The following is a 24,939-nucleotide window of genomic DNA, read 5'->3' as shown; positions in this document are numbered from 1 at the left end:
CAATGACCCCGCGACCCAGTGACCCGTGCCCCACCGCCCCCCACCGCGTCCGTCGACGCTATACCGACTCCACGGCCCACGCGTCGAACCAGTCGCGCGGCCGGGCGATTTCGTCCTGCGCGGCGACCAGTTCGAGTTCGTAGCGGCCGGCTCCCCAAGTCGCTTTCATGACGGCATTGGTGGCGGCGAGCGCATGCTCGAAGGCCCGCCGCACCGGCGCGCCGAGCAGCGTGCGGGCGACGAACACGGCGCTCGTCAGGTCGCCGACGCCCACCGGCTGGCGCGCGAACGGGTACAGCGGGCGCTGTCCCATCCACGCCTCGGTGGGCGTGACGACCAGCATGTTGAAGCGGTCCGCCGGGCTGTTGCGGTCGAGCAGATGCTTGACGAGCACCGTCCTGGGGCCCTGCGCGATCAGCTCGCGGCACGTGAGAGCGGCTTCCTCGACCGTGTCGATCTCGCGTCCGGCAAAGCGCTGCAACTCCGCATGATTGAGCGCGATCGCGTCGGCGAGGGCCGGCATCGTCGCGATGACGAACGCCTCGAGGTCCGGTTCCGCCTCGGGCCCGGCGACGGCGCTGGCGCCGAGCGCCAGATCGCAGACATACCACGCGCGCGGGTTGGCTGCCTTGACTGCCTTGACGATCTCGATCACCGCCTGCGCCTGCGCGCGGGTGCCCAGATAGCCCGATAACACCGCGTCGCAGCGCGGCAGCACGCCGATCGCACCAATCCCGTCGACGAGCGCGAGCATCTGCGACGCGTCGAGTGCGTCGCCGGTCCAATGGCCGTATTCGGTGTGATTCGAGAACTGCACCGTATTGAGCGGCCACACGTTGACGCCGAGACGGCGCATTGGGAACACCGCGGCGCTGTTGCCCGCGTGCCCGAACACGACATGCGACTGGATGCTCAGAACGTTTTTCATAGTGTATGCGCAGGCGGGCGCGGCGCCCGCCGGAGGGGATACCTGCTGTGTCCGATCGGCCTCGTCCCGCCCGATCCGCGGCGCGGCCCTGCACCGGTACGGCTGGAATGGCCGACATTGCTGCTACTGCAACACACAATACATGAGAATGGCCGCACTCACGTAATCTGTCCCTGATCTGTTGCGCGCGGCCATCAGCGTGCAGTGCGCGGCCGCGGCCGCTTTCGCACGACGCGCGCGGCAGGGGCGGCGCAGCGAAGGCCGGAAGACGCTCCGGGGAGTGTCAGAAGAAGCGTGGGGGAGGCATGGGAGGGGCGCGGGAGAGGCGTGGGAGACGCGCGGGAGAGGCGCGGGAGAGGCGTGGGAGAGGCGTGGGAGAGGCGTGGGATTGGCGTGGGAGAAGCGTGGGAGAAGCGCGGAAGCGGCCCGGTGCAACTCGGAGCCGCTCGGAACGGCACCCACCGAGCGTCGGCGTCCGCGCACGCTCAGGCGGCCACCAGCTCGCGGTAAAGCGTCAGATAACGCTGCGCGGACGCGCCCCAGCCGAAGTCCTGCTGCATCGCGCGCCGTTGCGTCGCGCGCCATTCGGTACGCCGCGCATACAGCGCGAACGCGCGGCGGATGGCCGCGCCGAGCGCCTCCGGCTCGAAGCGCTCGAACACGAAGCCGGTCGCGAGATCGTCGGCGAGATTTTCGAGCGAAGTGTCGCACACCGTGTCCGCGAGGCCGCCAACCCGGTGCACGAGCGGCAGCGATCCATACGCGAGCGCGTAGAGTTGGGTGAGCCCGCACGGCTCGAAGCGCGACGGCACCGCGACGACGTCGCTGCCGGCGATGATCGCGTGCGCGAGCGGCTCGTCGAAGCCGAGCTCCACCGCGACCGCTTCCGGATGCGCGTGCGCAACGCGCTGCAGGCCGGTTTCGAGCGCCGGGTCGCCGCTGCCGAACACGACGAGCTGGCCGCCGCGGCGCAGGATCTCGGGCAGCGCCGCGAGCAGCAGGTCGAGCCCTTTCTGCTCGGTGAGCCGGCTGACGACGCCGAATAGCAGCGCATCGCTTTTCTCGGCGAGTCCGAAGCGCCGTTGCAGCGCGGCCTTGCACGCATGCTTGCCCGCGAGGCGGGTGGCGCTGTAGCGCGCGGCGAGCAGCGGATCGGTCGCGGGGTTCCAGACCGTGTAGTCGACGCCGTTCAGGATCCCGGAGACGTCGTGCGCGCGGCCGCGCAGCAGCGCGTCGAGGCCGCCGCCCTGCGCGAGCGTCTGGATTTCGCGCGCATACGTGGGGCTCACCGTCGTGATGCGATCGCTGTAGTAGAGCCCCGCCTTCAGGAACGACAACTGCCCGTAGAACTCGACGCCATGCATGTCGAAGAAATCGGCCGGCAGTTCGAGGATGCCGAACTGCTGGGCCGGGAAGATTCCCTGATATGCGAGATTGTGTATCGTGAAGACGCCCGGCACCGGCGCGCGGCCGTGCGTGCGGGCGGCCGCGCGCAGATAGGCCGGGGCGAGTCCCGCGTGCCAGTCGTGTGCATGGACGATCTGCGGCGTCCAGGCCGCGTCGAGCCCGCCGGCGAGTTGCGCCGCGCACCAGCCGAGCAGCGCGAAGCGCTGTGCGTTGTCGCCATACGGGACGTGTCCCGCATCCAGATACGGATTGCCGGGCCGCGCATAGAGCGCATCGGCGCGGATCGCATAGACGACGAGGCCGCTGCCGGGCAGCCGGCCGGCTTCGAGCGTCACGCGCGGCGCGCCGAAGCGCGGGCCCGCCACCGCGACTTCGCGCAGCGCCGCGAGCCCGGCCGTCACCGCCGGAAAACCCGGCAGCAGGACGCGGACGTCGGCGCCGCGCTCGTTCAGCGCGGCGGGCAGCGCGCCCACCACGTCGGCGAGACCGCCGGTCTTCAGAAGCGGGTACAGCTCGCTGGCGACGTGCAATGCGCGAATCGTCATGGGCTCGGTTCCGGTTGGAAAGGGATGGCGCGGACGGCGGCCGCGTCGGGTGCGGCCGGCGCGCGCCGCGGTGTGATCCAGGGGCTGCCCGGCGCGCCGTCGCCCGCGCGCAGCACGCCGCCGAGGCAATGCAATGCAGCGGTGCAGCGCTGCAGGGCGGCGCAGCGAGGCGAGGCGCGACCGCGTACGCCGCGCCGCGTGCTTCTATGCACGCGCCGGCAGCGCGCGCAGCGACTCCGGCGTCACCAGCACGACACCGCTGTCGGTGCGATAGAACCGCTCGGCGTCGAGCGCCGCATCCTCGCCGATCACCGTCCCGTCCGGGATCGTGCAGCCGCGGTCGAGCACGACCCGGCGCAGCCGGCAACTCGTGCCGACCGTCACCTGGGGTAACAAGACTGCCTCATTGATGTTACAGAACGAATTCACGACGACGTTCGTCGACAGGACCGAGCGCGAGATCTGCGAGCCGGAGATCACGCAGCCGCCGCAGACGATCAGATTGGTCGCCGAGCCTTGCAGTCCGTTCATGTCGCGCACGAACTTCGCGGGCGGCAACTGCTGCTGGTGCGTCCAGATCGGCCAGTCGCGGTCGTACAGGTCGAGCGTCGGGATCGTCGAGGCGAGGTCGAGATTCGCGGCCCAGTACGCGTCGATCGTGCCGACGTCGCGCCAGTACGGCTCGACGTCCGGATCCGACGACACGCACGACAGGCTGAACGGATGCGCGATCGCCTGGCCCTGCGTGACGACACGCGGCAGGATGTCCTTGCCGAAGTCGTGATCGGTTTCGGCGCTGGTGATGTTCTCCTCCAGCAGCGTGTACAGGTAATCGGCGTTGAACACGTAGATGCCCATGCTCGCAAGCGCGGTGTCGGGCCGCCCCGGCATGCCCGGCGGGTCGGCCGGCTTCTCGACGAAGCCGGTCACGCGGCGGCTCGCGTCGACGTGCATGACGCCGAACGCGACCGCGTCGAGGCGCGGCACCTCGATGCAGCCGACCGTGCAGTCCGCGCGATTCTCGACGTGATCGCGGATCATCTTCGTGTAGTCCATCTTGTAGATGTGGTCGCCGGCCAGCACGACCACGTACTTCGGGCGGATCGAGCGGATGATGTCGAGATTCTGGAACACCGCGTCGGCGGTGCCGCGATACCAGTGCGCGCCTTCGACGCGCTGCTGCGCCGGCCACAGGTCGATGAACTCGTTGAACTCGCCGCGCAGGAAACCCCAGCCGCGCTGCACATGGCGGATCAGCGAGTGCGCCTTGTACTGGGTGACGACCGCGATGCGGCGGATGCCGGAGTTCAGGCAGTTCGACAGCGCGAAGTCGATGATCCGGTATTTGCCGCCGAAGTGCACCGCCGGCTTCACGCGCTTGTTGGTGAGCGGCCCGAGGCGGGTGCCGCGCCCGCCCGCGAGGACGATGGCGAGCGTTGCGCGCTGCAGGTTGTTCAGGCCGGCGAGCGTGTCCATAGCGTGTCTCCCTTCCTTCGTGGTGTCCCCGGATGGATGGTCTGGCGGCTCCTGTGCGCCGCTCGCGCCTGTCCGCTATTTCTAGCACCGAAGTGCCGCCCGCGAAAAGTCGGAATTGTGCGAAGGATCACGCAGCGACGATGCGTGATGCATCGTCGTGCGTCGGGGCGGGGTTTTCAGGCGTGCGCGAGCGCGTCGCGGAGGTCGGCGGCGATCTCGAACGAGCGCAGCCGCGCCGCATGATCGTGGATCTGCGCGGTCAGGATCAGCTCGTCGGCGCCGGTCTGCGCGATGATCGACTGCAGCGCGGCCCGCACGGTGTCGGGCGAGCCGATCGCCGAGCAGCCGAGGGCGCGCGCGAGGCCTTCGTGTTCGGCCGCGCTCGCGTCGAGCCGGGCCGCGGGCGGCGGCAGCTGCCCGGGCGTGCCGCGGCGCAGGTTCAGGAACTGCTGCTGCAGCGACGTGAACAGGTGGCGCGCTTCGTCGTCGGTCGCGGCGGCGAACAGGTTCACGCCCACCATCGCATACGGCGCGGCGAGCGCGGCCGACGGCCGGAACGCGCTGCGGTATAGGCGCAGCGCGGCAAGCAGCTGGTCCGGCGCGAAGTGCGACGCGAACGCGAACGGCAAGCCGAGCGCGGCGGCCAGCTGGGCGCTGTAGAGCGACGAGCCGAGCAGCCACAGCGGCACCTGCAGCCCCGCGCCGGGCACCGCGCGCACGCGCTGCCCCGGTACCGGATCGGCGAAGTAGCGCTGCAGTTCGACGACGTCGTCCGGGAACGACTCCGCGCCGCCCTGCAGGTCGCGCCGCAGCGCGCGGGCGGTGGTCGGGTCGGTGCCGGGCGCGCGGCCGAGGCCGAGATCGATGCGCTCCGGGAACAGCGCCGCGAGCGTGCCGAACTGCTCGGCGATCACGAGCGGCGCGTGATTCGGCAGCATGATGCCGCCCGAGCCGACCCGGATCGTGCGGGTGCCGCCGGCCACGTGCGCGATCACCACGGCGGTCGCGGCGCTCGCGATGCCGGGCATGTTGTGGTGCTCCGCGAGCCAGTAGCGCCGGTAGCCCCAGCGCTCGGCATGGCGGGCGAGATCGAGCGTGCGCGCGAGCGCCTGCGCGGCGCTCGAACCGGTGGCGATCGGCGAGAGATCGAGAACGGAAAAAGGAATCATTGCGGGGGATCCGAGGGCCGCCTGGCCGGACAAAAGCCGATTGTGCCAAAGGGCGCCGGCGCATGCCGGCGCCGTGCCGGACGGGGGAGGCTGACGGCCACTTGTTGTCGATCTGGCGGTGCAATTCGGTAAAAATGCAAAATCAGGCGACAAAAACGATACAGTCGGGCGCGATTTGACCGATCGTGCTTAGCAAGGATTCGCGGGCGCTGCTACAATTTTCGGGTTCATGAATGTGCGTGCGATCGCCATTCAGCGGCGCACCCCGCGGCCGATTCCGGCGGCGGCAGGCGCGCTTTCCTTTCCCTGTCATATCCTCTGCGGCGGCGGAGACAATCCGGTCTGGATCGTTTGGTCGTTTGAGCTTTTGGTTGACCTTTTGGCTGACCTTTTGTTTGACCTTTTGGTCGTTTAGTCGTCTGACTATCTGATCGGGTTGTTTGATCGCTTTTGTTTGATCGCTTATTCGATCGGCTCGTCACGGCCTGTCTTTTTGCTTTCGAATGGGCGATCCGCGCGCCTTTTATATTACGAAGGATTACAGGGAATGCTTTCGCACGCGATGCATTCGCGCTGCGGCCCGCTACCGGCGCCGCGCCGCGGGCGCAGCCCGAAGGAGTTCACTTATATCGTGCGCACGAGCGTCTATCTGCGTTATCTGTCGAGCCGTTGCGCCGCTGCTGCGGCGTCCGCGCTCCCGTCCGGCACCCCGAACGGGAGCGCCTGCCTATGACGTGGCATCTTGTAGCGCTGCTGCCGTGGGCCGTCGTCGCGCTGTGCTGCGCGGCGAGCGGCTATGCGGTGGCGGCGGCGGTGGCCATGCCGTTCTTCGGCCGCGCGGCGCGCGCGGCGCGCGGCAACCGCGCGCCGGTCAGCGTGCTCAAGCCGCTGTGCGGCATCGAGCCGCGCCTGTACGACAATCTGGCCACGTTCTGCGAGCAGACCCATCCGGCGTTCCAGTTGCTGTTCGGCGTGTCGTCGCCGGCGGATCCGGCCATCGCGGTCGTGCAGCGTCTGCAGGCCGCCTATCCGCGCGTCGACATCGCGCTGGTGGTCGATCCGCGCGTGCACGGCAGCAACCTGAAGGTCAGCAACCTGATCAACATGGCCGAGCGGGCGAAATACGACCTGATCGTGCTTGCCGACAGCGACATCGCGGTCGCGCGCGATTATCTGGAGCGGGTCACGGCGCCGCTCGCCGATCCGGCCACGGGCGTCGTCACCTGCCTGTACCGCGCCCGCAGCATCGGCGGCTTCTGGCCGCGGGTGGGGGCGCTGTTCATCAACGAGTGGTTCGCGCCGTCGGTGCGCATCGCGCACTCGGGCGGTTCGCGGCGCTTCGGCTTCGGCGCGACGCTCGCGCTGCGCCGCGCGACGCTCGAGCGCATCGGCGGCTTCGCCGCGCTGCGCGACTGCCTCGCGGACGACTACTGGCTCGCCGAGCACGCGCGCCTGCTCGGCCTGAACACCGTGCTGTCGCCGGTGATGGTCGACACCGACGTGATCGAGCCCACGCTCACCGCACTGTGGCTGCGCGAGATGCGCTGGCTGCGCACGATCCGCTCGGTGAATCCGCCGGGTTTCGCGTCGCTGTTCATCACGTTCACGTCGCCGTGGCTGCTGACCGGCGCGCTGCTGCTGGGCGCCATGCGCGACGGCGCGCACCCGCTGATGTCGGCCATCCTGTCAATCAGCACGGTTACGGGTATCATCGCGCGCATCCTGCTGCACGCTCGCAGCGCCCGTCATGCGCGCACGTTCTGGCACGATTTGCCGCTCGTGCCGCTGCGCGACGGCCTGCTCGCGCTGCAGTGGCTCGGCGCCGTATTCGGCTCGCACGTGGTGTGGCGCGGCGCGCGGATGCCGGTGGTCAACCGGGTGACGCCGCCGCGCACGTCGATCGTCGAGATGTCCGATCGCGGCTGAGTCCGGCGGCCGCGCGCGGCACGGCTTCATTCAACCAGTTACCAGGAATCAACGCAGGTTTGCGGGAGTGTTCATGAAAACGCTGTTTTTGCAGGCGCCGTCGTATGACGGATTTGATGGTGGCGCGGGTTCGCGCTATCAGGCGAAGCGCGAGATCCGCTCGTTCTGGTATCCGACGTGGCTCGCGCAGCCTGCGGCGCTGGTGCCGGACAGCCGGGTGGTGGATGCGCCGGCGGACGGGCTGTCGGTGGAGGAGACGCTGCTGCTTGCGCAGCAGTACGAGCTGGTGATCATCCACACGAGCACGCCGTCGTTTCCGACGGACGCGATGTTTGCGCAGGACCTGAAGCAGCGCAAGCCGTCGGTGGTGATCGGGATGGTGGGGGCGAAGGTGGCGGTGGATCCGCACAATTCGCTGACGGCGAGCGAGGCGATCGATTTCGTGTGCCGTGAGGAGTTCGACTTCACGTGCCAGGAGGTGGCGCAGGGCAAGCCGTTTGCGCAGATTCTGGGGCTGAGCTACCGGGGTGCGGACGGGTCGATCGAGCACAACGAGGCGCGGCCGATCCTGGAGAACATGGACGAGCTGCCGTTCGTGGCGCCGGTGTACCAGCGGGACCTGAAGATCGAAAACTACTTCATCGGGTATCTGAAGCACCCGTATGTGTCGATCTACACGGGGCGGGGTTGCCGCTCGCGCTGCACGTTCTGCCTGTGGCCGCAGACGGTGGGGGGACACCGGTACCGTACGCGTTCGGTGGAGAACGTGCTGGCGGAGGTGAAGTGGATTCGCGACAACATGCCGGAGGTGAAGGAGATCATGTTCGACGACGACACGTTCACGGACTTCAAGCCGCGGGTGGAGGAGATTGCGCGGGGGCTGGGGCGGCTGGGGGTGACGTGGTCGTGCAACGCGAAGGCGAACGTGCCGTATTCGACGCTGAAGATCATGAAGGAGAACGGTCTGCGGCTGCTGCTGGTGGGCTACGAGTCGGGAGACGACCAGATCCTGCTGAACATCAAGAAGGGGCTGCGCACGGACATTGCGCGGCGCTTCAGCGAGGACTGCCGCAAGCTGGGGATCAAGATTCACGGGACGTTCATCCTGGGGCTGCCGGGGGAGACGCCGCAGACGATCGAGAAGACGATCGAGTACGCGAAGGAGATCAATCCGCACACGATCCAGGTGTCGCTGGCGGCGCCGTATCCGGGCACGACGCTGTACCGTCAGGCGGTGGAGAACGGGTGGCTGGAGGAGAACAAGGTGATCAACCTGGTGAGCAAGGAGGGGGTGCAGCTGGCGGCGATCGGCTACCCGCACCTGTCGCGCGAGGAGATCTATCACCACGTGGAGCGGTTCTACAAGCGGTTCTATTTCCGGCCGTCGAAGATCTGGGAGATCGTGCGGGAGATGCTCACGAGCTGGGACATGATGAAGCGGCGCCTGCGCGAGGGCGTGGAGTTCTTCCACTTCCTGCGCGCGCATCAGGCGTGACGCTCGCCGCTGCGCGGCGCGCGCTGATCTTCACCGCGGACGATTTCGGTCTGCATGAACGGGTCAACGCGGCGGTCGAGCGCGCGCATCTGCACGGCGTGCTGAGCGCCGCGAGCCTGATGGTGGCCGCCCCGGCCGCGCGCGACGCGCTCGCGCGTGCGCGCCGGCTGCCGACGCTGCGCGTCGGCCTGCACCTGGTGCTCGCCGACGGCGCCGCGCTGCTGCCGCGCGACGCGATTCCCGCGCTGGTCGACGCGCAAGGCCGTTTCGGCGACGCGATGGTGCGCGACGGCTTTCGCTTCTTTTTCCTGCCGCACGTGCGCCGGCAGCTCGCGCTGGAGATCCGCGCGCAATTCGAAGCGTTTGCGCGAACCGGCCTCACGCTGGACCACGTCAACACACACAAGCATTTCCATCTTCATCCGACGGTGCTCGGGCTGATCCTCGACATCGGCCGCGACTACGGCATGCGCGCGGTGCGGCTGCCGTGCGAGGCACACGCGCCGGCGTGGCTCGCGCCGTGGATCGCGCTGGTGCGCGCGCGCCTGCGTCGCGCCGGCGTCGCGCACAACGACTACGTGGTCGGCATCGCGCGGACCGGGCAGATGGACGAAACGGTGCTGCTCGATGCGCTCGCCCATCTGCCGGCGGGCGTCGGCGAAATCTATTGCCATCCGGCGGTGGCGGGCGACGGCCCGCTTAGCGACGGCATGCGCGCCTACCGGCACGCGGACGAACTCGACGCGCTGCTGTCGCCGCGTGTCGCGGATGCGATCGTCGCAGCGGGCGCCACGCGCGGCGGCTTTGCCGACGTGCTGGGCGACGCCGTGCCGCGCCCGCGCGTGAGCCTGTCGTGAGAGCGCTGCGCTGGGCCGGGTTGCCGGTCGGCATCGGCATCCTGATTGCGCTCGTGCTGCACGACGGGGTCGGCGGCATCCTGCAGGCGATCGGCCAGGCGGGCTTCGCGCTGCTGTGGCTCGTGCCGTTTCATGCGCTGCCGCTGCTGCCCGATGCGTACGCGTGGCATCTGCTGCTCGACCGGCGCGCGTCGCTGCCGTTCCTGTGGTGGAGCGCGACGGTGCGCGAGGCGGTGAGCCGGCTGCTGCCGGCGGCGGGCATCGGCGGCGAGATCGTCGGCATCCGGCTCGCGCGCTGGCGCGTGAACGATGCGGCGCGCGTGAGCGCTTCGGTCGTCGTCGAAGTGATGGTGACGATGGCGGTGCAGTACGTGTTCTCCGCGCTCGGGCTCGTGCTGATCATCGCATCGACGCATCATGCCGACGCGCTGCGCACGATCGGCCTCGCGCTGCTGCTGTCGCTGCCGTTGCCGGTGATCGCGGTGGCGCTGGTGCGGCGCGGCGGCGTGTTCCATGCGCTGGAGCGCTGGGCGGCCCGTCTGCTGCCCGGAACGACGCTCGGGCTCGGCGTCGACGGCCGTCAGCTCGACGCGGACATCGACGCGCTGATGTCGCGCGCGACGCTCTTGCTGCGCGCATTTCTGTGGCAGCTTGCCGGCTATATGGTCGGCGCGCTCGAAACATGGTGGGCGCTGGCGCTGCTGGGGCATCCGGTCTCGCTGGCGGGCGCGCTCGCGATCGAGGCGCTGACCCAGGCGGTGCGCCATGCCGCGTTCTTCGTGCCGGCGGGGCTCGGCGTGCAGGATGCCGCGGTCGTGCTGCTCGCGCAGATGTTCGGCGTCGATCGCGAAGTCGCGCTGTCGCTCGCGCTCGTCAAGCGGATGCGCGAGATCGTGTTCGGTTGTGCGGCCCTCGTGTCGTGGCAACTCGCCGAACTGGTCCGAAGCCGCGCCGCGCTGCGCGCCGCTGTCGTCGAGGGCGAGCGCGTCTGATCCGCTCCAGCGCGGCGAATCGTCAGCCGATTGGGTGTAAACGCGCTCTCGCCGCGCATCCCGATTGCGTCTACATTGTGCTCACCGGAGCATCACAGTTGAGGGACCAGACGGCCAGGCCCGCAGCGGCCGATCGACGGTGCGTTCCGCGTCGCCGGCGGCTGACCGGCGCCGCACCGCACTGGGCCGCTGCCAGTCGTCCGCTCGCGACGGTGGTGCCGGCCATCGCGATGGCCCCGGTGCCGCACCGCAGTCCTGCTTTCCCTGCGACTCCCGTGGAGTGAGGTCCGAACGGCGCATTGCACTGCGCCGTTTTCCGTTTACGGCGGCTGCGCGCTGCTGCGCGGCGCCGTGCGGTTTTGTTATCCTGTGACTGTTTATTCACACGATAAACGCACTCGCGCCCGTCCACCGTTTGCTGTTGCCGCTGGCCTGGGCGACGCCGTGCGCGGCGCGGGTGCGACGATCGACAGGACCGGCAGACCGTGTCAAAGCTGAAGGACTTCTTCAATGCGATCAAGCCCGATGCGCTGCTGCTGCGCGGATTGACGCCCGGTGTGACGACCGGGCAGCAGGTGCGCGCGCAGATGGGCGCGCCGGAGACCGAGCGCCGCTTCGCCGACGGCTCGGCGCGGCTCGAATATCCGCGCGGGCCGCAGGGGCTCGCCACCTACATGGTCGACATCGGTCCGGACGACCGGCTGCGCGCGATCGCCCAGGTGCGGGTGGCGGCGAGCTTCGCGGCGATCGTGCCGGGCATGACCGGAGACGAAGTCCGTCAACGGCTCGGCAAGCCCGATCAGGTGCAGGTGTTTCCGCTGAAGCCGGAAACGGTCTGGCGCTGGAAATGGCGCGAAGGCGGCGTGACCGGCGACGGCTACTTCAACGTGCATTTCGACGCGTTCCAAACGGTCCATACGACCTCGCGCTCCGACGTGATGCGCGGGCGATAGGACGCACAGGGAGGAAACAGCATGCTGCGGCGACGTCCTCATTCGTGCCTCGGGCTCGTGCTTGGCGGCGGCGCCGCGCGCGGCTGGGCCCATATCGGCGCGATCCGCGCGCTGCACGACGCGGGCATCCGGCCGGACGTCGTGTGCGGCACGTCGATCGGCGCGCTGGTCGGCGCCGTCTATGCGAACGGCGACCTCGACTGGCTTGAGGAGTGGGTGTCGATGCTGACCTGGCAGACCGTGGTGCGGCTGCTCGATTTGCGTATTTCGGGCGGCCTGCTCGGCGGGCGCAAGGTGATCCAGGTGTTCGCGGACCGCTTCAATGGCTGCGAGATCGGCGCGCTGCAGATGCCGTTCGCAGCGGTGGCGACCGAGCTCGACTCGGGGCGCGAAATCTGGATGCAGGACGGCGGCGTCGTCGATGCGGTGCGGGCGTCGATCGCGATTCCGGGCATTTTCACGCCGGTGTGGCACAACGGCGTATGGCTCGTCGACGGCGGCCTGTGCAATCCGGTGCCGGTGTCGGTCGCGCGCGGGATGCGCGCGGATTGCGTGATTGCGATCGACCTGAACAACGACATACTGAACGGCCGCGATCTCGGCGGCATGCCTGAGGCGGAGCCGGCACCGGATCCGCTCGCGCCGCCGCCCGGTTCGCTGCGCAAGAACGGCAAGCCGTGGCCGCGCTGGCTCGCGCCGGCGGAGCCGGGCGCGGACGGCGACGTGCGCGTGTCGCCGGCGCCGAGCGCACGCGTGCCGTCGATGCTGAGTTCGGTTGCGCAGAGCATCGACATCATGCAGGTGCGGATCACGCGCAGCCGGCTCGCGGGCGAGCCGGCGGACATCCTGATCCAGCCGCGTCTGGGCGGCATGGGCATCTTCGACTTTCACCGCGCCGAACCGGCGATCGCCGAGGGGCGCGCGGCGGTCGAGCGGATGCTGCCGGCGATCCGGGCGCGGCTCGCGATGGATTGACGCGTCGGCGTCGCGTCGGCGTCGTTTGTTCACGGGCATCCGGCCAACGCGTGCGGCCCGGAGCGACACCGGCGACGCGCGTCGGGAGAGCGTTGCCCCTTCCCGCACCTATCGAAAAAGCGACCCCAAACTTGCCAAATCGCGGCGCGCGCGCCCGTCGCCAAACCGCGACGCCGGCGCATTGCGCGCGCCACGACAGGGCTCACGCGTCCATCTACCCGGCCAGCATGGATTGCTGCATCGCAGCAATCCGTCCGGGGGCAGTTTGAGCAAATCATTTTCGCTTGCGAGTATCCGCGCCATGCCAGCCGGGTGACGTGCACCGTGCGCCGGCCGTTCAACCTGCGGAGGAAGACTCACGTGATCCTGTATGGCTTTGGCCCGTTGCTCGCCGCCGGTACGATCCAGACAATCGAACTGTCGGTGCTGTCGCTCGCGGCCGCGGTGCTGCTCGGTCTGGCCGGCGCTGCCGCGAAGCTGTCGCTGAACCGGCCGCTGCGCACCGTCGCGACCGGCTATACGACGCTGATCCGCTCGGTGCCCGACCTGGTGCTGATGCTGCTGCTGTTCTACAGCATCCAGATCGCGGTCAACCATCTGACCGATGCGCTGCATCTGCCGCAGTTCGACATCGACCCGTTCGCCGCCGGCGTGATCACGCTCGGCTTCATTTACGGCGCGTACTTCACCGAAACCTTTCGCGGCGCGTTCCTCGCGGTGCCGCGCGGCCAGCTCGAAGCGGGCGCCGCGTTCGGCATGGGCGGCGCCCGGGTGTTCTCGCGCATCCTGTTTCCGCAGATGATGCGCTTCGCGCTGCCGGGCATCGGCAACAACTGGCAGGTGCTCGTGAAGGCGACCGCGCTCGTGTCGATCATCGGTCTCGCCGATGTCGTGAAAGCCGCCCAGGACGCCGGCAAGAGCACGTTCCGGATGTTCTTCTTCATCCTGGTCGCGGCGCTGATCTACCTCGTCATCACGACCGCGTCGAACGTCGTGCTGATGTGGCTGGAGCGGCGCTATTCGATCGGCGTGCGTCACGCGGAACTGTGAGGCGGCCATGATCGAGATCCTCTCGCAATTCGGCCGCGCGTTCCTGTACTGGGACGGCGAGCGCCTCTCCGGCCTTGCGGTGACGCTGTGGCTGCTCGCCGCGTCGGTCGGCATCGGTTTCGTCTGCGCGGTGCCGCTCTCGGTCGCGCGCGTGTCGAGAAAGCGCTGGCTGTCGATGCCGGTGCGCGCGTACACCTACGTGTTTCGCGGCACGCCGCTCTACGTGCAGTTGCTGCTCATCTACACGGGCCTCTACAGTCTGGCGTTCGTGCACTCGCACGAACTGCTCAACGCGTTTTTCCGCAGCGGCTTTCACTGCGCTATTCTCGCGTTCGCGCTGAACACCTGCGCCTACACGACCGAGATCTTCGCCGGCGCGATCCGCTCGACGTCGCACGGCGAGGTCGAAGCCGCGCGGGCCTACGGAATGAGCGCGTTCACGATGTATCGCCGTGTGATCCTGCCGTCCGCGCTGCGCCGCGCGCTGCCGTTGTACAGTAACGAGGTGATCCTGATGCTGCATGCGACCACGGTTGCGTTCGCTGCGACCGTGCCGGACGTGCTGAAGGTCGCGCGCGACGCGAACTCGGCCACCTACAATTCGTTTGCCGCATTCGGTGTCGCGGCGCTGATCTACCTCGTGGTGTCGTTCGCGCTGGTGGCGCTGTTCCGGCGCGCGGAGCAGCGCTGGCTCGGCTATCTCGCGGTGCGTCCGCATTGATTCATCCCGTCGGCAGACGGCCCGCATTCCTCCTGGGAGAGCATCTTGCTCCACACCACTCAGACTGAAGCCTGCAAGCTCGCCGTGCAGGACATCCACAAGCGCTACGGCGACAATGAAGTGCTCAAGGGCGTGTCGCTGAACGCGAACAAGGGCGACGTGATCAGCATCATCGGCGCGAGCGGGTCGGGCAAGAGCACGTTCCTGCGCTGCATCAACTTTCTCGAACGTCCGAACGCGGGGCAGATCGTCGTCGACGGCGAGGCCGTGCGCACGAAGAGCGATCGCCTCGGCAATCTCGAAGTCGCCGATCACAGGCAACTGCAGCGCATCCGCACGAAGCTCGCGATGGTGTTTCAGCACTTCAACCTGTGGGCGCACATGACGGTGCTGGAAAACGTGGTCGAAGCGCCGATCCACGTGCTCGGCGTGCCGCGCCGCGAGGCCGAGGAGCGCGCGCGCACCTATCTGGAGAAGGTGGGGCTCGCGCCGCGCCTCGAAAAGCAGTATCCGTCGCACCTGTCGGGCGGCCAGCAGCAGCGCGTCGCGATCGCGCGCGCGCTGGCGATGAACCCGGACGTGATGCTGTTCGACGAGCCGACCTCGGCGCTCGACCCGGAGCTGGTCGGCGAAGTGCTGAAGGTGATGCAGAAACTCGCGGAGGAAGGCCGCACGATGATCGTCGTCACGCACGAAATGGGCTTTGCGCGCAACGTATCGAACCACGTGATGTTCCTGCATCAGGGCCGCACCGAAGAGGAGGGTGCGCCCGCGGAGGTGCTCGCCGCGCCGCGCAGCGAGCGCCTGAAGCAGTTCCTCTCCGGCAGCCTCAAGTAGGCGCGGCTGCGTCCGCCCGCCGATGGCCCGCCCGTCCGTTCCCGCGCGCACGACCCAGGTGGCGATCGTCGCGCTGCCGCCGGTGTCGATGTCGGGCGTCGGGCCGATCGTCGATGCGCTGAATCTCGCCAACGAAATCGATGGCCGCGCGCTGTACCGCTGGCAGGTGTGCTCGTGGGACGGCCGCGCGGTGCCGCTCGCGGGCGGCGCCCTCTGGCCGGCCGATGCCGCGTTCGGCGATGCGATCGTGTGCGACTGGCTGATCGTCGTCAGCGAGCGCTTCCAGCAGTTCGCCGATTACCGGCTGTTCCTCGCGAGCCTTGCGCGCGTCGGCCAGCGCACGCCGCTCGTCACTGGCATTCACCACGGCGTCTGGTGGCTTGCGATGGCCGGGCAACTGTCCGGCTATCGCGTGAGCGTCAACTGGGAAACCTACCAGCAGTTCGCCGAGCAGTTCGAGCGCTCGATCGTCACGCAGCAGATCTTCGAGATCGACCGCGATCGCGCAACCTGCGCGGGCGGCCAGGCGAGCGTCGACTTCATGCTCGCGATGATCGCGCGCGAGCACGGCCAGGCGCTCGCCGAGCGCATCGCCGACACGCTCGGCGTCGGCGCGCTGCGCGCGGGCGAGGAGCGTCAGCGCATCCCGTTCGTGACCGCGCCGGGCGAGCGTCATCCGCGCCTGAACGATGCGCTGCTGCTGATGGAAGCGAACATCGAGGATCCGCTCACGAGCGACGAGATCGCCGGCCTCGTCGGCATCTCGCGCCGCCAGCTGGAGCGGCTGTTTCGCCAGTATCTCGGCTCGATGCCGTCGAAATACTATCTGGGCCTGCGTCTGGCGAAGGCGCGCACGCAGTTGCAGCGCACCAGCAAGTCGGTCGTGCAGATCAGCCTCGCGTGCGGGTTCTCGTCGGCGGCGCACTTTTCGAACGCGTACCGCGAGCATTTCGGCGTGACGCCGCGCGAGGACCGGCGCAACTGGATCGAGAAACAGACCGGCGGCGACGGGCGCAACGCGAACGAGCCGCGCCCGGCCGCGCTGATCGAGCGCCCGGACGAGCCCGAGCGCTAGCGGCGCAAGCTGCGCGGCAACGCCGACAGAACGCGTCGCGAATGCGCAAGACGTTTGCGCGGCGGTTTCCTACACTAGCGTCATGACCTGCAACGAGGAATTGCCATGAACGAGCTGACTGTGACGCGCCAGACCTTTGATGAAGTGATGGTGCCGGTGTTCTCCCCGGCCGCTTTCGTACCGGATCGCGGGGTCGGTTCGCGCGTCTGGGACACGGAGGGCCGCGACTATGTCGATTTCGCCGGCGGCATCGCGGTGACCGCGCTCGGGCACGCGCATCCGGCGCTGCTGGAGGTGCTCGCCGGGCAGGGCGGCAAGCTCTGGCACATCGGCAACGGCTATACCAACGAGCCGGTGCTGCGCCTCGCGCAGCGCCTCGAAGCGCTGACCTTCGCGGACCGGGCGTTCTTCGCGAACTCGGGCGCGGAAGCGAACGAAGCGGCGCTGAAGCTGGCGCGCCGCGTCGCATTCGAGCGGCACGGCGAGCAGAAGGCCGAAATCGTCTCGTTCACGCAGTCGTTTCACGGGCGCACGTTCTTCACGGTCAGCGTCGGCGGCCAGCCGAAGTATTCGGAAGGCTTCGGGCCGGTGCCGCAAGACATCACGCATCTGCCGTACAACGACATCGAGGCCGCACGCAACGCGATCGGCCCGCAGACCTGCGCGGTGATCGTCGAGCCGGTGCAGGGCGAGGGCGGCGTGATTCCCGCGGATCCGGCCTTCCTGAAAGCACTGCGCGAAGCGTGCGATGCGCACGGCGCGCTGCTGATCTTCGACGAGGTGCAGACCGGCGTCGGCCGCACCGGCACCTTCTACGCGTACGAGGACACGGGCGTGACGCCGGATATCCTCACCACCGCGAAGGCGCTCGGCAACGGCTTTCCGATCGGCGCGATGCTGACCACGCAGGCGATCGCCGCGCACTTCAAGGTCGGCGTGCACGGCACCACGTATGGCGGCAATCCGCTCGGCGCGGCGATCGCCGGCAAGGTGGTCGAGCTCGTCAGCGATCCGAAGCTGCTCGCGGGCGTGCGCTCGCGCGGCGAAGCGCTGAAGGCGCAGCTCGCGAAGCTCAACGAACGCTTCGGCCTGTTTCGCGACGTGCGCGGCAAGGGGCTGCTGATCGGCGCGGAACTCGACGGAGCGCTGCGCGGCCGCGCGAAGGACGTCGTCACCGCGGCCGGCCGGCACGGCGTGATCATGCTGATGGCGGGGCCGGACGTGCTGCGCTTCGCGCCGTCGCTGATCATTCCGCTCGACGATCTGTACGAGGGTTTCGCGCGTCTGGCGAAGGCGCTCGCGGAACTGGTCGACGCCACCGCGGACGCCGCCGCCCGCTAGGACCGTCCCCCTCTTCACCACAGGAACGACGACGATGCTCTTCGTACGCCCCGGCCGTCTCGCCGACCTCGATGCGCTCCAGCAGATGGCGCGCACCGCACAGCCCGTGCTGCATTCGCTGCCGCACGACCGCCGCGCGCTGGAGGCGCGCATCGCGCTGTCGGAGGACTCGTTTCGCGCGGAAGTGGATTTTCCGGGCGAGGAGTTCTACCTGTTCGTGCTCGAGGACAGCGAGACCGGGCGGCTGCTCGGCACTGCGAGCATCGTCGCGGCGGCGGGCTACGCGGAGCCGTTCTACGCATTTCGCAACGATGCGCTGATCCATGCGTCGCGCGAGCTGCACGTGAACCGCAAGATCCACGCACTGACGATGTCGCACGAACTGACCGGCAGGAGCCGGCTCGCCGGCTTCTACATCGATCCGGCGCTGCGCGGCGAAGCAGCCGCGCACCTGATCTCGCGCGCGCGGATGATGTACGTCGCGGCGCACCGCAGACGCTTCACGCCGGAAGTCTTCTCGCTGCTGCTCGGCGTGACGGGCGAAGACGGCGTGTCGCCGTTCTGGGAAGCGGTGGGCCGCAAGTTTTTCGGGCGCGATTTCGCGGCGATCGAGGTCGAGTCGGGCGGCCGCAGCCGGACCTTCATCGCCGAGGTGATGCCGAGTTATCCGCTCTATGTGCCGCTGCTGCCGGAGTCGGCGCAGCGCGTGCTCGGCGAGCCCGACGAGCGCGCGCTGCTCGCGTACGAGATCCATCTCGAGGAAGGCTTCGAGACCGACCGCTTCGTCGACATCTTCGACGCGGGGCCGGTGCTGACCGCGCAGGTCGATCGCAGCGCGTGCGTGCGTCACAACGAAACGCGCACCGTGCACGAAGTCGCGAGCGCGCCGCACGGCGACACGTGGCTCGTCGCGACGGACAGCGCGGGCGGGTTTCGCTGCGTGCTGGCCCAACTGCCGGCCGCGCGCGAAGCCGGCGCGCCGCTGCCGCAGGCCGCGCGCGCGGCGCTTGGCGTGCAGCACGGCGACGCGGTGCGCTGCGTGCCGCTGCATCGGACGCAGGAAGACCTGGCCTTCGGAGGGGACGCATCATGATCGTCGTGCGCGTCGTGCAGACGGGCGATGTGGACGCGCTCGTCGCGCTCGCCCAGGAGACCGGGCCCGGTCTCACCACCTTCAAGCCGGACCGCGACGCGCTCGCCGCGCGTATCGCGCGCACGCGCCGCACGCTGGAAGACCGCGCCGAGCCGCACGAGGCCGGCTACTTCTTCGTGATGGAAGACACCGCGAGCGGCGACGTGGCCGGCGTGTGCGGGATCGAAACCGCAGTCGGGCTGCAGCAGCCGTTCTACAACTATCGCGTGAGCACGGTCGTGCACGCGAGCCAGGATCTCGGCATCTGGACGAAGATGCACGCGCTGAACATCTCGCACGACCTGACCGGCTATGCCGAGGTGTGCTCGCTGTTCCTGAGCCCGCGGTACCGGACGGGCGGCGTCGGCAGCCTGCTGTCGCGCTCGCGCTTCATGTTCCTCGCGCAGTTTCGCGAGCGCTTTCCGCAGCGTCTGTGCGCGGAGCTGCGCGGCCATTTCGACGCGGAAGGCGCATCGCCGTTCTGGCGCGCGGTGGGTTCGCATTTCTACCAGATCGACTTCAATGCGGCGGACTATCTGAGCTCGCACGGCCGCAAGGCGTTCCTCGCCGAGCTGATGCCGCGTTATCCGGTCTACGTCGAACTGCTGCCGCAGGCGGCGCAGCGCTGCGTCGGCCTCACGCACGACGACACGATTCCGGCGCGGCGCATGCTCGAAGCCGAAGGGCTGCGCTATGAAAACCACGTCGATATCTTCGACGCGGGGCCGGTGCTCGAATGCCACATCGCCGATCTGCGCACGGTGCGCGAGAGCGTCGTCGTGCCGGCGCGCGTCGGCGCGGTGCGTGACGAAGCCCCGCATGACGAAGCCCCGCGCGGCGACGTGCGGGATGCGCCGAAGTCGCTCGTGTCGAACACGTCGCTGGCCGATTTTCGCGTCGGCGCGGTGAGCGGCGTCGCGCAGGCCGACGGTTTCCATCTGGACGCGCGGCAGGCTGCGGCGCTTGCGGTGCGCGACGGCGACCCGGTGCGGGTGCTGCCGCTGAAACACAAACAGGGATGATCATGACCGAGCTTTTCATCGACGGCGAATGGACCGGCGGCACGGGCCCCGCCTTCGCATCGCGCAACCCGGGGACCGGCGAGACAGTATGGGAAGGCCGCAGCGCCAGCGCGGACGATGTCGGACGCGCGGTGCAGGCCGCGCGCCGCGCGTGCGCGGCGTGGTCGGCGCTGCCGCTCGACGCGCGCTGCGTGATCGTGCGCCGCTTCGCGGCGCTGCTCGGCGAGCGCAAGGAGGCGCTCGCCGGCGCGATCGGCCGCGAGACCGGCAAGCCGCTTTGGGAAGCGCGCACCGAGGTCGCGGCGATGGCGGCGAAGATCGAGATCTCGATCCAGGCGTACAACGAGCGCACCGGCGAGAAGCGCCTGCCGATGGCCGACGGCACGGCGGTGCTGCGCCATCGTCCGCACGGCGTCGTCGCGGTGTTCGGGCCGTATAACTTCCCGGGGCATTTGCCGAACGGGCACATCGTGCCGGCGCTGATCGCCGGCAACACGGTCGTGTTCAAGCCGTCGGAGCTGGCGCCGGGCGTCGCGCGCGCCACCGTCGAGGTGTGGCGCGAGGCCGGCCTGCCGGCGGGCGTGCTGAATCTCGTGCAGGGCGAGAAGGATACCGGCGTCGCGCTGGCGAATCACCGGCAGATCGACGGGCTGTTCTTCACCGGCAGCTCCGACACCGGCACGCTGCTGCACCGGCAGTTCGGCGGACGGCCCGAGATCGTGCTCGCGCTGGAGATGGGCGGCAACAACCCGCTCGTCGTCGCGCCGCTCGCCGATCTCGACGCCGCCGTGCATCACACGATCCAGTCCGCGTTCCTGTCGGCCGGCCAGCGCTGCACGTGCGCGCGGCGCATCCTCGTGCCGGACGACGCGTTCGGCGCGCGCTTCGTCGAGCGCTTCGTCGACGTCACGTCGCGCATCGGCGTCGGCCTCTACGACGCCGAGCCGCAGCCGTTCATGGGCGCGCTCATCTCGGCGCGCGCCGCGCAGCGGCTGGTCGATGCGCAGGCGCGTCTCGTCGCGGCTGGCGCGCGCCCGCTCGCGACGATGACGCAGCGCGACCCGCAGCTCGGCTTCGTCACGCCGGCGATCCTCGATGTCACCGGCGTGACCGGTCTGCCCGACGAAGAGCACTTCGGGCCGCTCGCGCAGATCGTCCGCTATGCGCATTTCGACGAGGCGATCGAGCACGCGAACGACACCGCGTTCGGTCTGTCGGCGGGGCTGCTCGCGGACGACGAAGCGCTGTGGACGCAGTTCCAGCGCACGATCCGCGCGGGCATCGTCAACTGGAACCGGCCGACCAACGGCGCGTCGTCGGCCGCGCCGTTCGGCGGCACCGGCCGCTCCGGCAATCACCGGCCGAGCGCGTACTACGCGGCCGACTACTGCGCCTACCCGATGGCGTCCGTCGAAAGCGCCCATCTGCAGATGCCCGCGAGCGTGTCGCCGGGCCTTCATTTCTGAGGATCGACGATGCAAGCCACTGAAGCGAATTTCGACGGACTCGTCGGTCCGACCCACAACTACGCCGGGCTGTCCTACGGCAACATCGCGTCGCAGACGCATGAAAAGTCCGTGGCCAATCCGCAGGCCGCCGCGAAGCAGGGGCTGCGCAAGATGAAGCAGCTTGCCGATCTCGGCTTTGCGCAAGGCGTGCTGCCGCCGCAGGAGCGGCCGTCGATGCGGCTCCTGCGCGAGCTCGGCTTCTCCGGCCCCGACGCGGCCGTGATGGCGCGCGTCGCGAAGGACGCACCGGAGCTGCTGGCCGCGGCGAGTTCGGCCTCGGCGATGTGGACCGCGAACGCGGCGACGGTGAGCCCGTCCGCGGACACGCACGACGGCCGCGTGCACTTCACGCCCGCGAATCTGTGCAGCAAGCTGCATCGCGCGATCGAGCACGAATCGACGCGCCGGACGCTGCGCGCGATGTTCGCCGATCCGGCCCGCTTCGCGGTGCACGAGGCGTTGCCGGGCACGCCGGCGCTCGGCGACGAAGGCGCGGCGAATCACACGCGTTTTTGCGCGGAATATGGCGCGCGCGGTGTCGAGTTCTTTGTCTACGGGCGCAGCGAATACCGCCGCGGACCGGAGCCGAAGCGCTATCCGGCCCGGCAGACCTTCGAGGCGAGCCGCGCGGTCGCGCAACGGCACGGCCTCGACGACGCGGGGACCGTCTACGCCCAGCAGAGCCCCGACGTGATCGATGCGGGCGTGTTCCATAACGACGTGATCGCGGTCGGCAACCGCACGACGCTTTTTTGCCACGAGCGCGCGTTCGTCGATCAGCACGCGGTGTATGACGCGCTGCGCGCGCGCCTCGCCGCGCAGCATGCCGGCTTCGATGTGATCGAAGTGCCCGATGCGCAGGTGAGCGTCGCGGACGCGGTGTCGTCGTATCTGTTCAACAGCCAGCTGCTGACGCGGCCCGATGGCCGCCAGGTGCTGGTGGTGCCGCAGGAGTGCCGCGAGAACGCCCGCGTGGCCGCGTATCTGGATGCGCTCGTCGCGCGGCCCGTCGGGATCGACGACGTGCTCGTGTTCGATCTGCGCGAAAGCATGAAGAACGGCGGCGGTCCCGCGTGTCTGCGGCTGCGCGTCGTGCTGAACGATGCCGAACGCGCGGCGGTGAGCCCGGGTGTGTGGATCGACGACACGCTGTTCGCGCGGCTCGATGCATGGATCGAACGTCACTATCGTGACCGTCTCGCGCCGGCGGACCTCGCCGACCCGGCGCTGCTGACCGGGTCGCGCACCGCGCTCGACGAGCTCACGCAGATTCTCGGCCTCGGGTCGCTGTATGACTTCCAGCGCTGAGCCGCGCATGCACCGGCTGCTCGACGATTTTCTCGCGTTCACGCTCGCGGGTGAGCGTCCCCCGGCCGGTGCCGCGCAAGGGCGCTGCGCGGACGGCGTACGCTGGCGCTGGCTCGACGACGGGGTGCTGCAGCTGGAACCGGCAGAACCGGGACAGGCGGCATCGACGCGCAGCGTGCTCGTGTCGGCCGGCGTGCATGGCGACGAGACCGCGCCGATCGAACTGCTGGCGCGGCTCGCGCGCGATATCGCGACGGCGCGCATCCCGCTAGCGTGCCGGCTGCTGGTGGTGCTCGGCAATATCGCCGCGATGCGCGCCGGCCGCCGTCATGTCGACGACGACCTGAACCGGCTGTTCAGCGGCCGTCACGCGCAACTGGCCGATAGCCGCGAGGCGCCGCGCGCGGCCGCGCTGGAACAGGCGGCGCGGAAGTTTTTTGATTCGGCGTCCGAAGCGAAACATGCACGCTGGCACATCGACATGCATACGGCGATCCGCGCCTCTGCATTCGAGCAGTTCGCGCTGCTGCCGCATACCGGCGCGGCGCCGTCGCGGGTGCTGTTCGACTGGCTCGGCGACGCGCGCATCGCGGCCGTGCTGTTGCATACGACGAAGGGCAACACGTATTCGCATTTCACCGCGCAGACGTGCGGCGCGCTCGCGTGCACGCTGGAACTCGGCAAGGTGATGCCGTTCGGACAGAACGATCTCGCACGCTTCGCCGGCGCCGACGACGCGCTGCGCCGCCTGCTCGCGGATCGTCCGCGTGACGGGGGCGCGCCGCTGCCGGCCGTCTTCACGGTAATCGACCAGATCACGAAGCAAAGCGATGCATTCGAGTTGCTGGTTGCCGCCGACGTGCCGAACTTCACGCCGTTCGAGCAGGGCACCTTGCTCGCGCGCGACGGCGCTTATCGCTACACCGTGCGGCATGCGGTGGAGCGTCTGGTGTTCCCGAATCCCGCCGTCAAACCCGGTCTGCGCGCCGGCCTGCTGGTGGTCGACACGACTGCGCAGACGCTTGCCGAACTCGGCTGATACGACCGCGCGGGCGCGTGGGTGTGTCTGCGTGTTTTTGCCTGTTGGCGCGTGCTTTTTTCTCCCTGTTCATTTCACCGCGTTCACCGCTTCGCTGCGTTCGCCTGAGGCGGGCACGCAGCGGGGCGCCGCCTTGCCGGATCGCGACACGAATTTGCGGGTTCGCCGCGCGTGTATCGTGCGTCACGCGCGCTGCGGCGCGCGGCGTGCCCGCCACGACGGCCCGCGCGCGCGATACAATCGCGGCCCGGCGGCTGTTGCATTGCATCACGGCAGCCGCGCGCGATTGAATCGTGCGCTCGTCACTGGAATGATGCAGCACGGATTCAACGCGGTTTTATCGTCACTTGTAGAGGAATACCAGGAATGAACATGATTGGGCGAAACACGGCCGCGCTGTTGCTGGCCGCCTGCACCGCGATCGCGGCCCAGCACGCGTCGGCGGCGGACATCAAGGAAATCCGCTTCGGCGTGGAGGCCTCGTACGCGCCGTTCGAGTCGAAGTCGCCTTCCGGCGCACTGCAGGGCTTCGACATCGACGTCGGCAACGCCGTATGCGCGAAGCTGAAAGCGAAATGCGTGTGGGTCGAAAATTCGTTCGACGGCCTGATTCCCGCACTGCGCGCACGCAAGTTCGATGCGATCAATTCCGACATGACGATTACCGCGCAGCGCCGCGCGGCCATCGACTTCACCGATCCGATCTACGCGATCCCGAACCAGATGATCGCGCGCAAGGGCAGCGGCCTGCTGCCGACGGCGGCGTCGCTGAAGGGCAAGCACGTCGGCGTGCTGCAGGGCACGATCCAGGAAGCGTACGCGAAGGCCCGGTGGGCGCCGGCCGGCGTCGACGTCGTCTCGTACGAGACCCAGGACCAGATCTATGCCGACCTCGCATCGGGCCGGCTCGACGCCGCGTTTCAGGATGCCGAGGCGGCCTCGAAAGGCTTTCTGAACCGGCCGCAGGGCGCGGGCTTTGCGTTCGCGGGGCCGCCGGTGAGCGACCCGACGCTGCTCGGCGGCGGCGTCGGCTATGGCTTGCGCAAGGGCGACACGGCGCTCCAGAACGCGCTGAACGGCGCACTGCGCGAACTGAAGGCGGACGGCACGATCGAGCGGATCGCCGCGAAGTATTTCACCGTGAAGGTGGTGATCCGCTAGACGCCACGCGGCGCGCGCCGTG

22 protein-coding genes are annotated in these 24,939 nt (G+C 69.0%); 18 read left to right on the top strand and 4 right to left on the bottom strand.

Features of this window, described 5'->3' with window-relative positions; translation table 11 throughout:
- Positions 1-58 precede the first annotated feature (58 nt).
- The 4 genes from pdxY to AC3AP7_RS10070 all read right to left on the bottom strand — a co-directional run bounded on the left by pdxY (position 59) and on the right by AC3AP7_RS10070 (position 5,525).
- Entirely contained in the window at positions 59-928 is an 870-nt protein-coding gene (pdxY, locus tag AC3AP7_RS10085; protein WP_475763444.1) for a pyridoxal kinase PdxY, read from the bottom strand.
- 485 nt (positions 929-1,413) lie between these two features.
- Entirely contained in the window at positions 1,414-2,880 is a 1,467-nt protein-coding gene (gene glgA, locus AC3AP7_RS10080) for a glycogen synthase GlgA (RefSeq protein WP_475763446.1), read from the bottom strand.
- Between the two features lie 204 nt (positions 2,881-3,084).
- Complete coding sequence (glgC, locus tag AC3AP7_RS10075; protein ID WP_475763448.1) at positions 3,085-4,356, bottom strand: glucose-1-phosphate adenylyltransferase; 1,272 nt, start codon at positions 4,354-4,356, stop codon at positions 3,085-3,087.
- Between the two features lie 176 nt (positions 4,357-4,532).
- Complete coding sequence (locus tag AC3AP7_RS10070) at positions 4,533-5,525, bottom strand: LLM class flavin-dependent oxidoreductase (protein ID WP_475763450.1); 993 nt, start codon at positions 5,523-5,525, stop codon at positions 4,533-4,535.
- Between the two features lie 729 nt (positions 5,526-6,254).
- Between AC3AP7_RS10070 and hpnI the strand changes: the two genes are divergently transcribed.
- From hpnI to AC3AP7_RS09980, 18 genes are all read left to right on the top strand, one after another.
- Positions 6,255-7,451 carry a bacteriohopanetetrol glucosamine biosynthesis glycosyltransferase HpnI gene (gene hpnI / locus AC3AP7_RS10065; protein ID WP_475763452.1) on the top strand — a complete coding sequence of 399 codons (1,197 nt, stop codon included), beginning with the start codon at positions 6,255-6,257 and terminating at the stop codon, positions 7,449-7,451.
- Between the two features lie 73 nt (positions 7,452-7,524).
- A complete protein-coding gene (gene hpnJ / locus AC3AP7_RS10060; protein ID WP_475763454.1) occupies positions 7,525-8,946 on the top strand; it encodes a hopanoid biosynthesis associated radical SAM protein HpnJ in 1,422 nt (473 codons plus the stop codon).
- A complete protein-coding gene (hpnK, locus tag AC3AP7_RS10055; protein ID WP_475763456.1) occupies positions 8,943-9,803 on the top strand; it encodes a hopanoid biosynthesis-associated protein HpnK in 861 nt (286 codons plus the stop codon). The genes hpnJ and hpnK overlap by 4 nt, the downstream gene beginning before the upstream one ends.
- Positions 9,800-10,795: a lysylphosphatidylglycerol synthase domain-containing protein gene (locus AC3AP7_RS10050; protein WP_475763458.1), complete on the top strand. Its 996-nt coding sequence runs from the start codon at positions 9,800-9,802 to the stop codon at positions 10,793-10,795. The genes hpnK and AC3AP7_RS10050 overlap by 4 nt, the downstream gene beginning before the upstream one ends.
- A gap of 485 nt (positions 10,796-11,280) precedes the next feature.
- The gene (locus tag AC3AP7_RS10045) at positions 11,281-11,748 is read left to right on the top strand and encodes a hypothetical protein (protein WP_475763460.1); all 468 of its coding nucleotides are present in this window, start codon (positions 11,281-11,283) and stop codon (positions 11,746-11,748) included.
- Between the two features lie 21 nt (positions 11,749-11,769).
- The gene (locus AC3AP7_RS10040; RefSeq protein ID WP_475763462.1) at positions 11,770-12,723 is read left to right on the top strand and encodes a patatin-like phospholipase family protein; all 954 of its coding nucleotides are present in this window, start codon (positions 11,770-11,772) and stop codon (positions 12,721-12,723) included.
- Between the two features lie 360 nt (positions 12,724-13,083).
- Positions 13,084-13,773: an ABC transporter permease gene (locus tag AC3AP7_RS10035; protein WP_475763464.1), complete on the top strand. Its 690-nt coding sequence runs from the start codon at positions 13,084-13,086 to the stop codon at positions 13,771-13,773.
- A 7-nt stretch (positions 13,774-13,780) separates the two neighbouring features.
- Complete coding sequence (locus AC3AP7_RS10030; protein ID WP_475763466.1) at positions 13,781-14,494, top strand: ABC transporter permease; 714 nt, start codon at positions 13,781-13,783, stop codon at positions 14,492-14,494.
- A 45-nt stretch (positions 14,495-14,539) separates the two neighbouring features.
- Positions 14,540-15,331: an ABC transporter ATP-binding protein gene (locus tag AC3AP7_RS10025; protein WP_475763468.1), complete on the top strand. Its 792-nt coding sequence runs from the start codon at positions 14,540-14,542 to the stop codon at positions 15,329-15,331.
- A 22-nt stretch (positions 15,332-15,353) separates the two neighbouring features.
- Positions 15,354-16,406 (top strand): GlxA family transcriptional regulator, encoded by a 1,053-nt coding sequence (locus AC3AP7_RS10020; RefSeq protein WP_475763471.1) that lies wholly within the window; start codon positions 15,354-15,356, stop codon positions 16,404-16,406.
- A 105-nt stretch (positions 16,407-16,511) separates the two neighbouring features.
- Positions 16,512-17,747 carry an aspartate aminotransferase family protein gene (locus tag AC3AP7_RS10015; protein WP_475763473.1) on the top strand — a complete coding sequence of 412 codons (1,236 nt, stop codon included), beginning with the start codon at positions 16,512-16,514 and terminating at the stop codon, positions 17,745-17,747.
- Positions 17,748-17,781: 34 nt separating this feature from the next.
- Positions 17,782-18,840 (top strand): arginine/ornithine succinyltransferase subunit alpha, encoded by a 1,059-nt coding sequence (aruF, locus tag AC3AP7_RS10010; protein ID WP_475763475.1) that lies wholly within the window; start codon positions 17,782-17,784, stop codon positions 18,838-18,840.
- Positions 18,837-19,901 (top strand): arginine N-succinyltransferase, encoded by a 1,065-nt coding sequence (astA, locus tag AC3AP7_RS10005; RefSeq protein WP_475763477.1) that lies wholly within the window; start codon positions 18,837-18,839, stop codon positions 19,899-19,901. The genes aruF and astA overlap by 4 nt, the downstream gene beginning before the upstream one ends.
- A 2-nt stretch (positions 19,902-19,903) precedes the next feature.
- Positions 19,904-21,367: a succinylglutamate-semialdehyde dehydrogenase gene (gene astD, locus AC3AP7_RS10000; RefSeq protein WP_475763479.1), complete on the top strand. Its 1,464-nt coding sequence runs from the start codon at positions 19,904-19,906 to the stop codon at positions 21,365-21,367.
- Positions 21,368-21,376: 9 nt separating this feature from the next.
- Positions 21,377-22,717, top strand: coding sequence for an N-succinylarginine dihydrolase (gene astB, locus AC3AP7_RS09995; protein ID WP_475763481.1), 1,341 nt, complete (start codon positions 21,377-21,379; stop codon positions 22,715-22,717).
- Positions 22,701-23,756 carry a succinylglutamate desuccinylase gene (gene astE, locus AC3AP7_RS09990; protein WP_475763483.1) on the top strand — a complete coding sequence of 352 codons (1,056 nt, stop codon included), beginning with the start codon at positions 22,701-22,703 and terminating at the stop codon, positions 23,754-23,756. The genes astB and astE overlap by 17 nt, the downstream gene beginning before the upstream one ends.
- A gap of 31 nt (positions 23,757-23,787) precedes the next feature.
- On the top strand, positions 23,788-24,126 hold the full coding sequence (locus AC3AP7_RS09985; RefSeq protein ID WP_475763485.1) for a hypothetical protein: 339 nt from the start codon (positions 23,788-23,790) through the stop codon (positions 24,124-24,126).
- On the top strand, positions 24,123-24,917 hold the full coding sequence (locus AC3AP7_RS09980; RefSeq protein ID WP_475763487.1) for an ABC transporter substrate-binding protein: 795 nt from the start codon (positions 24,123-24,125) through the stop codon (positions 24,915-24,917). Before AC3AP7_RS09985 ends, AC3AP7_RS09980 begins: the two co-directional genes overlap by 4 nt.
- The last annotated feature ends 22 nt before the right edge of the window (positions 24,918-24,939 follow it).

Source organism: Paraburkholderia sp. PAMB 6770, assembly GCF_057748135.1.
Note: the sequence above shows the minus strand (reverse complement) of the source record. Positions and strands in the feature narration are given on the sequence as shown.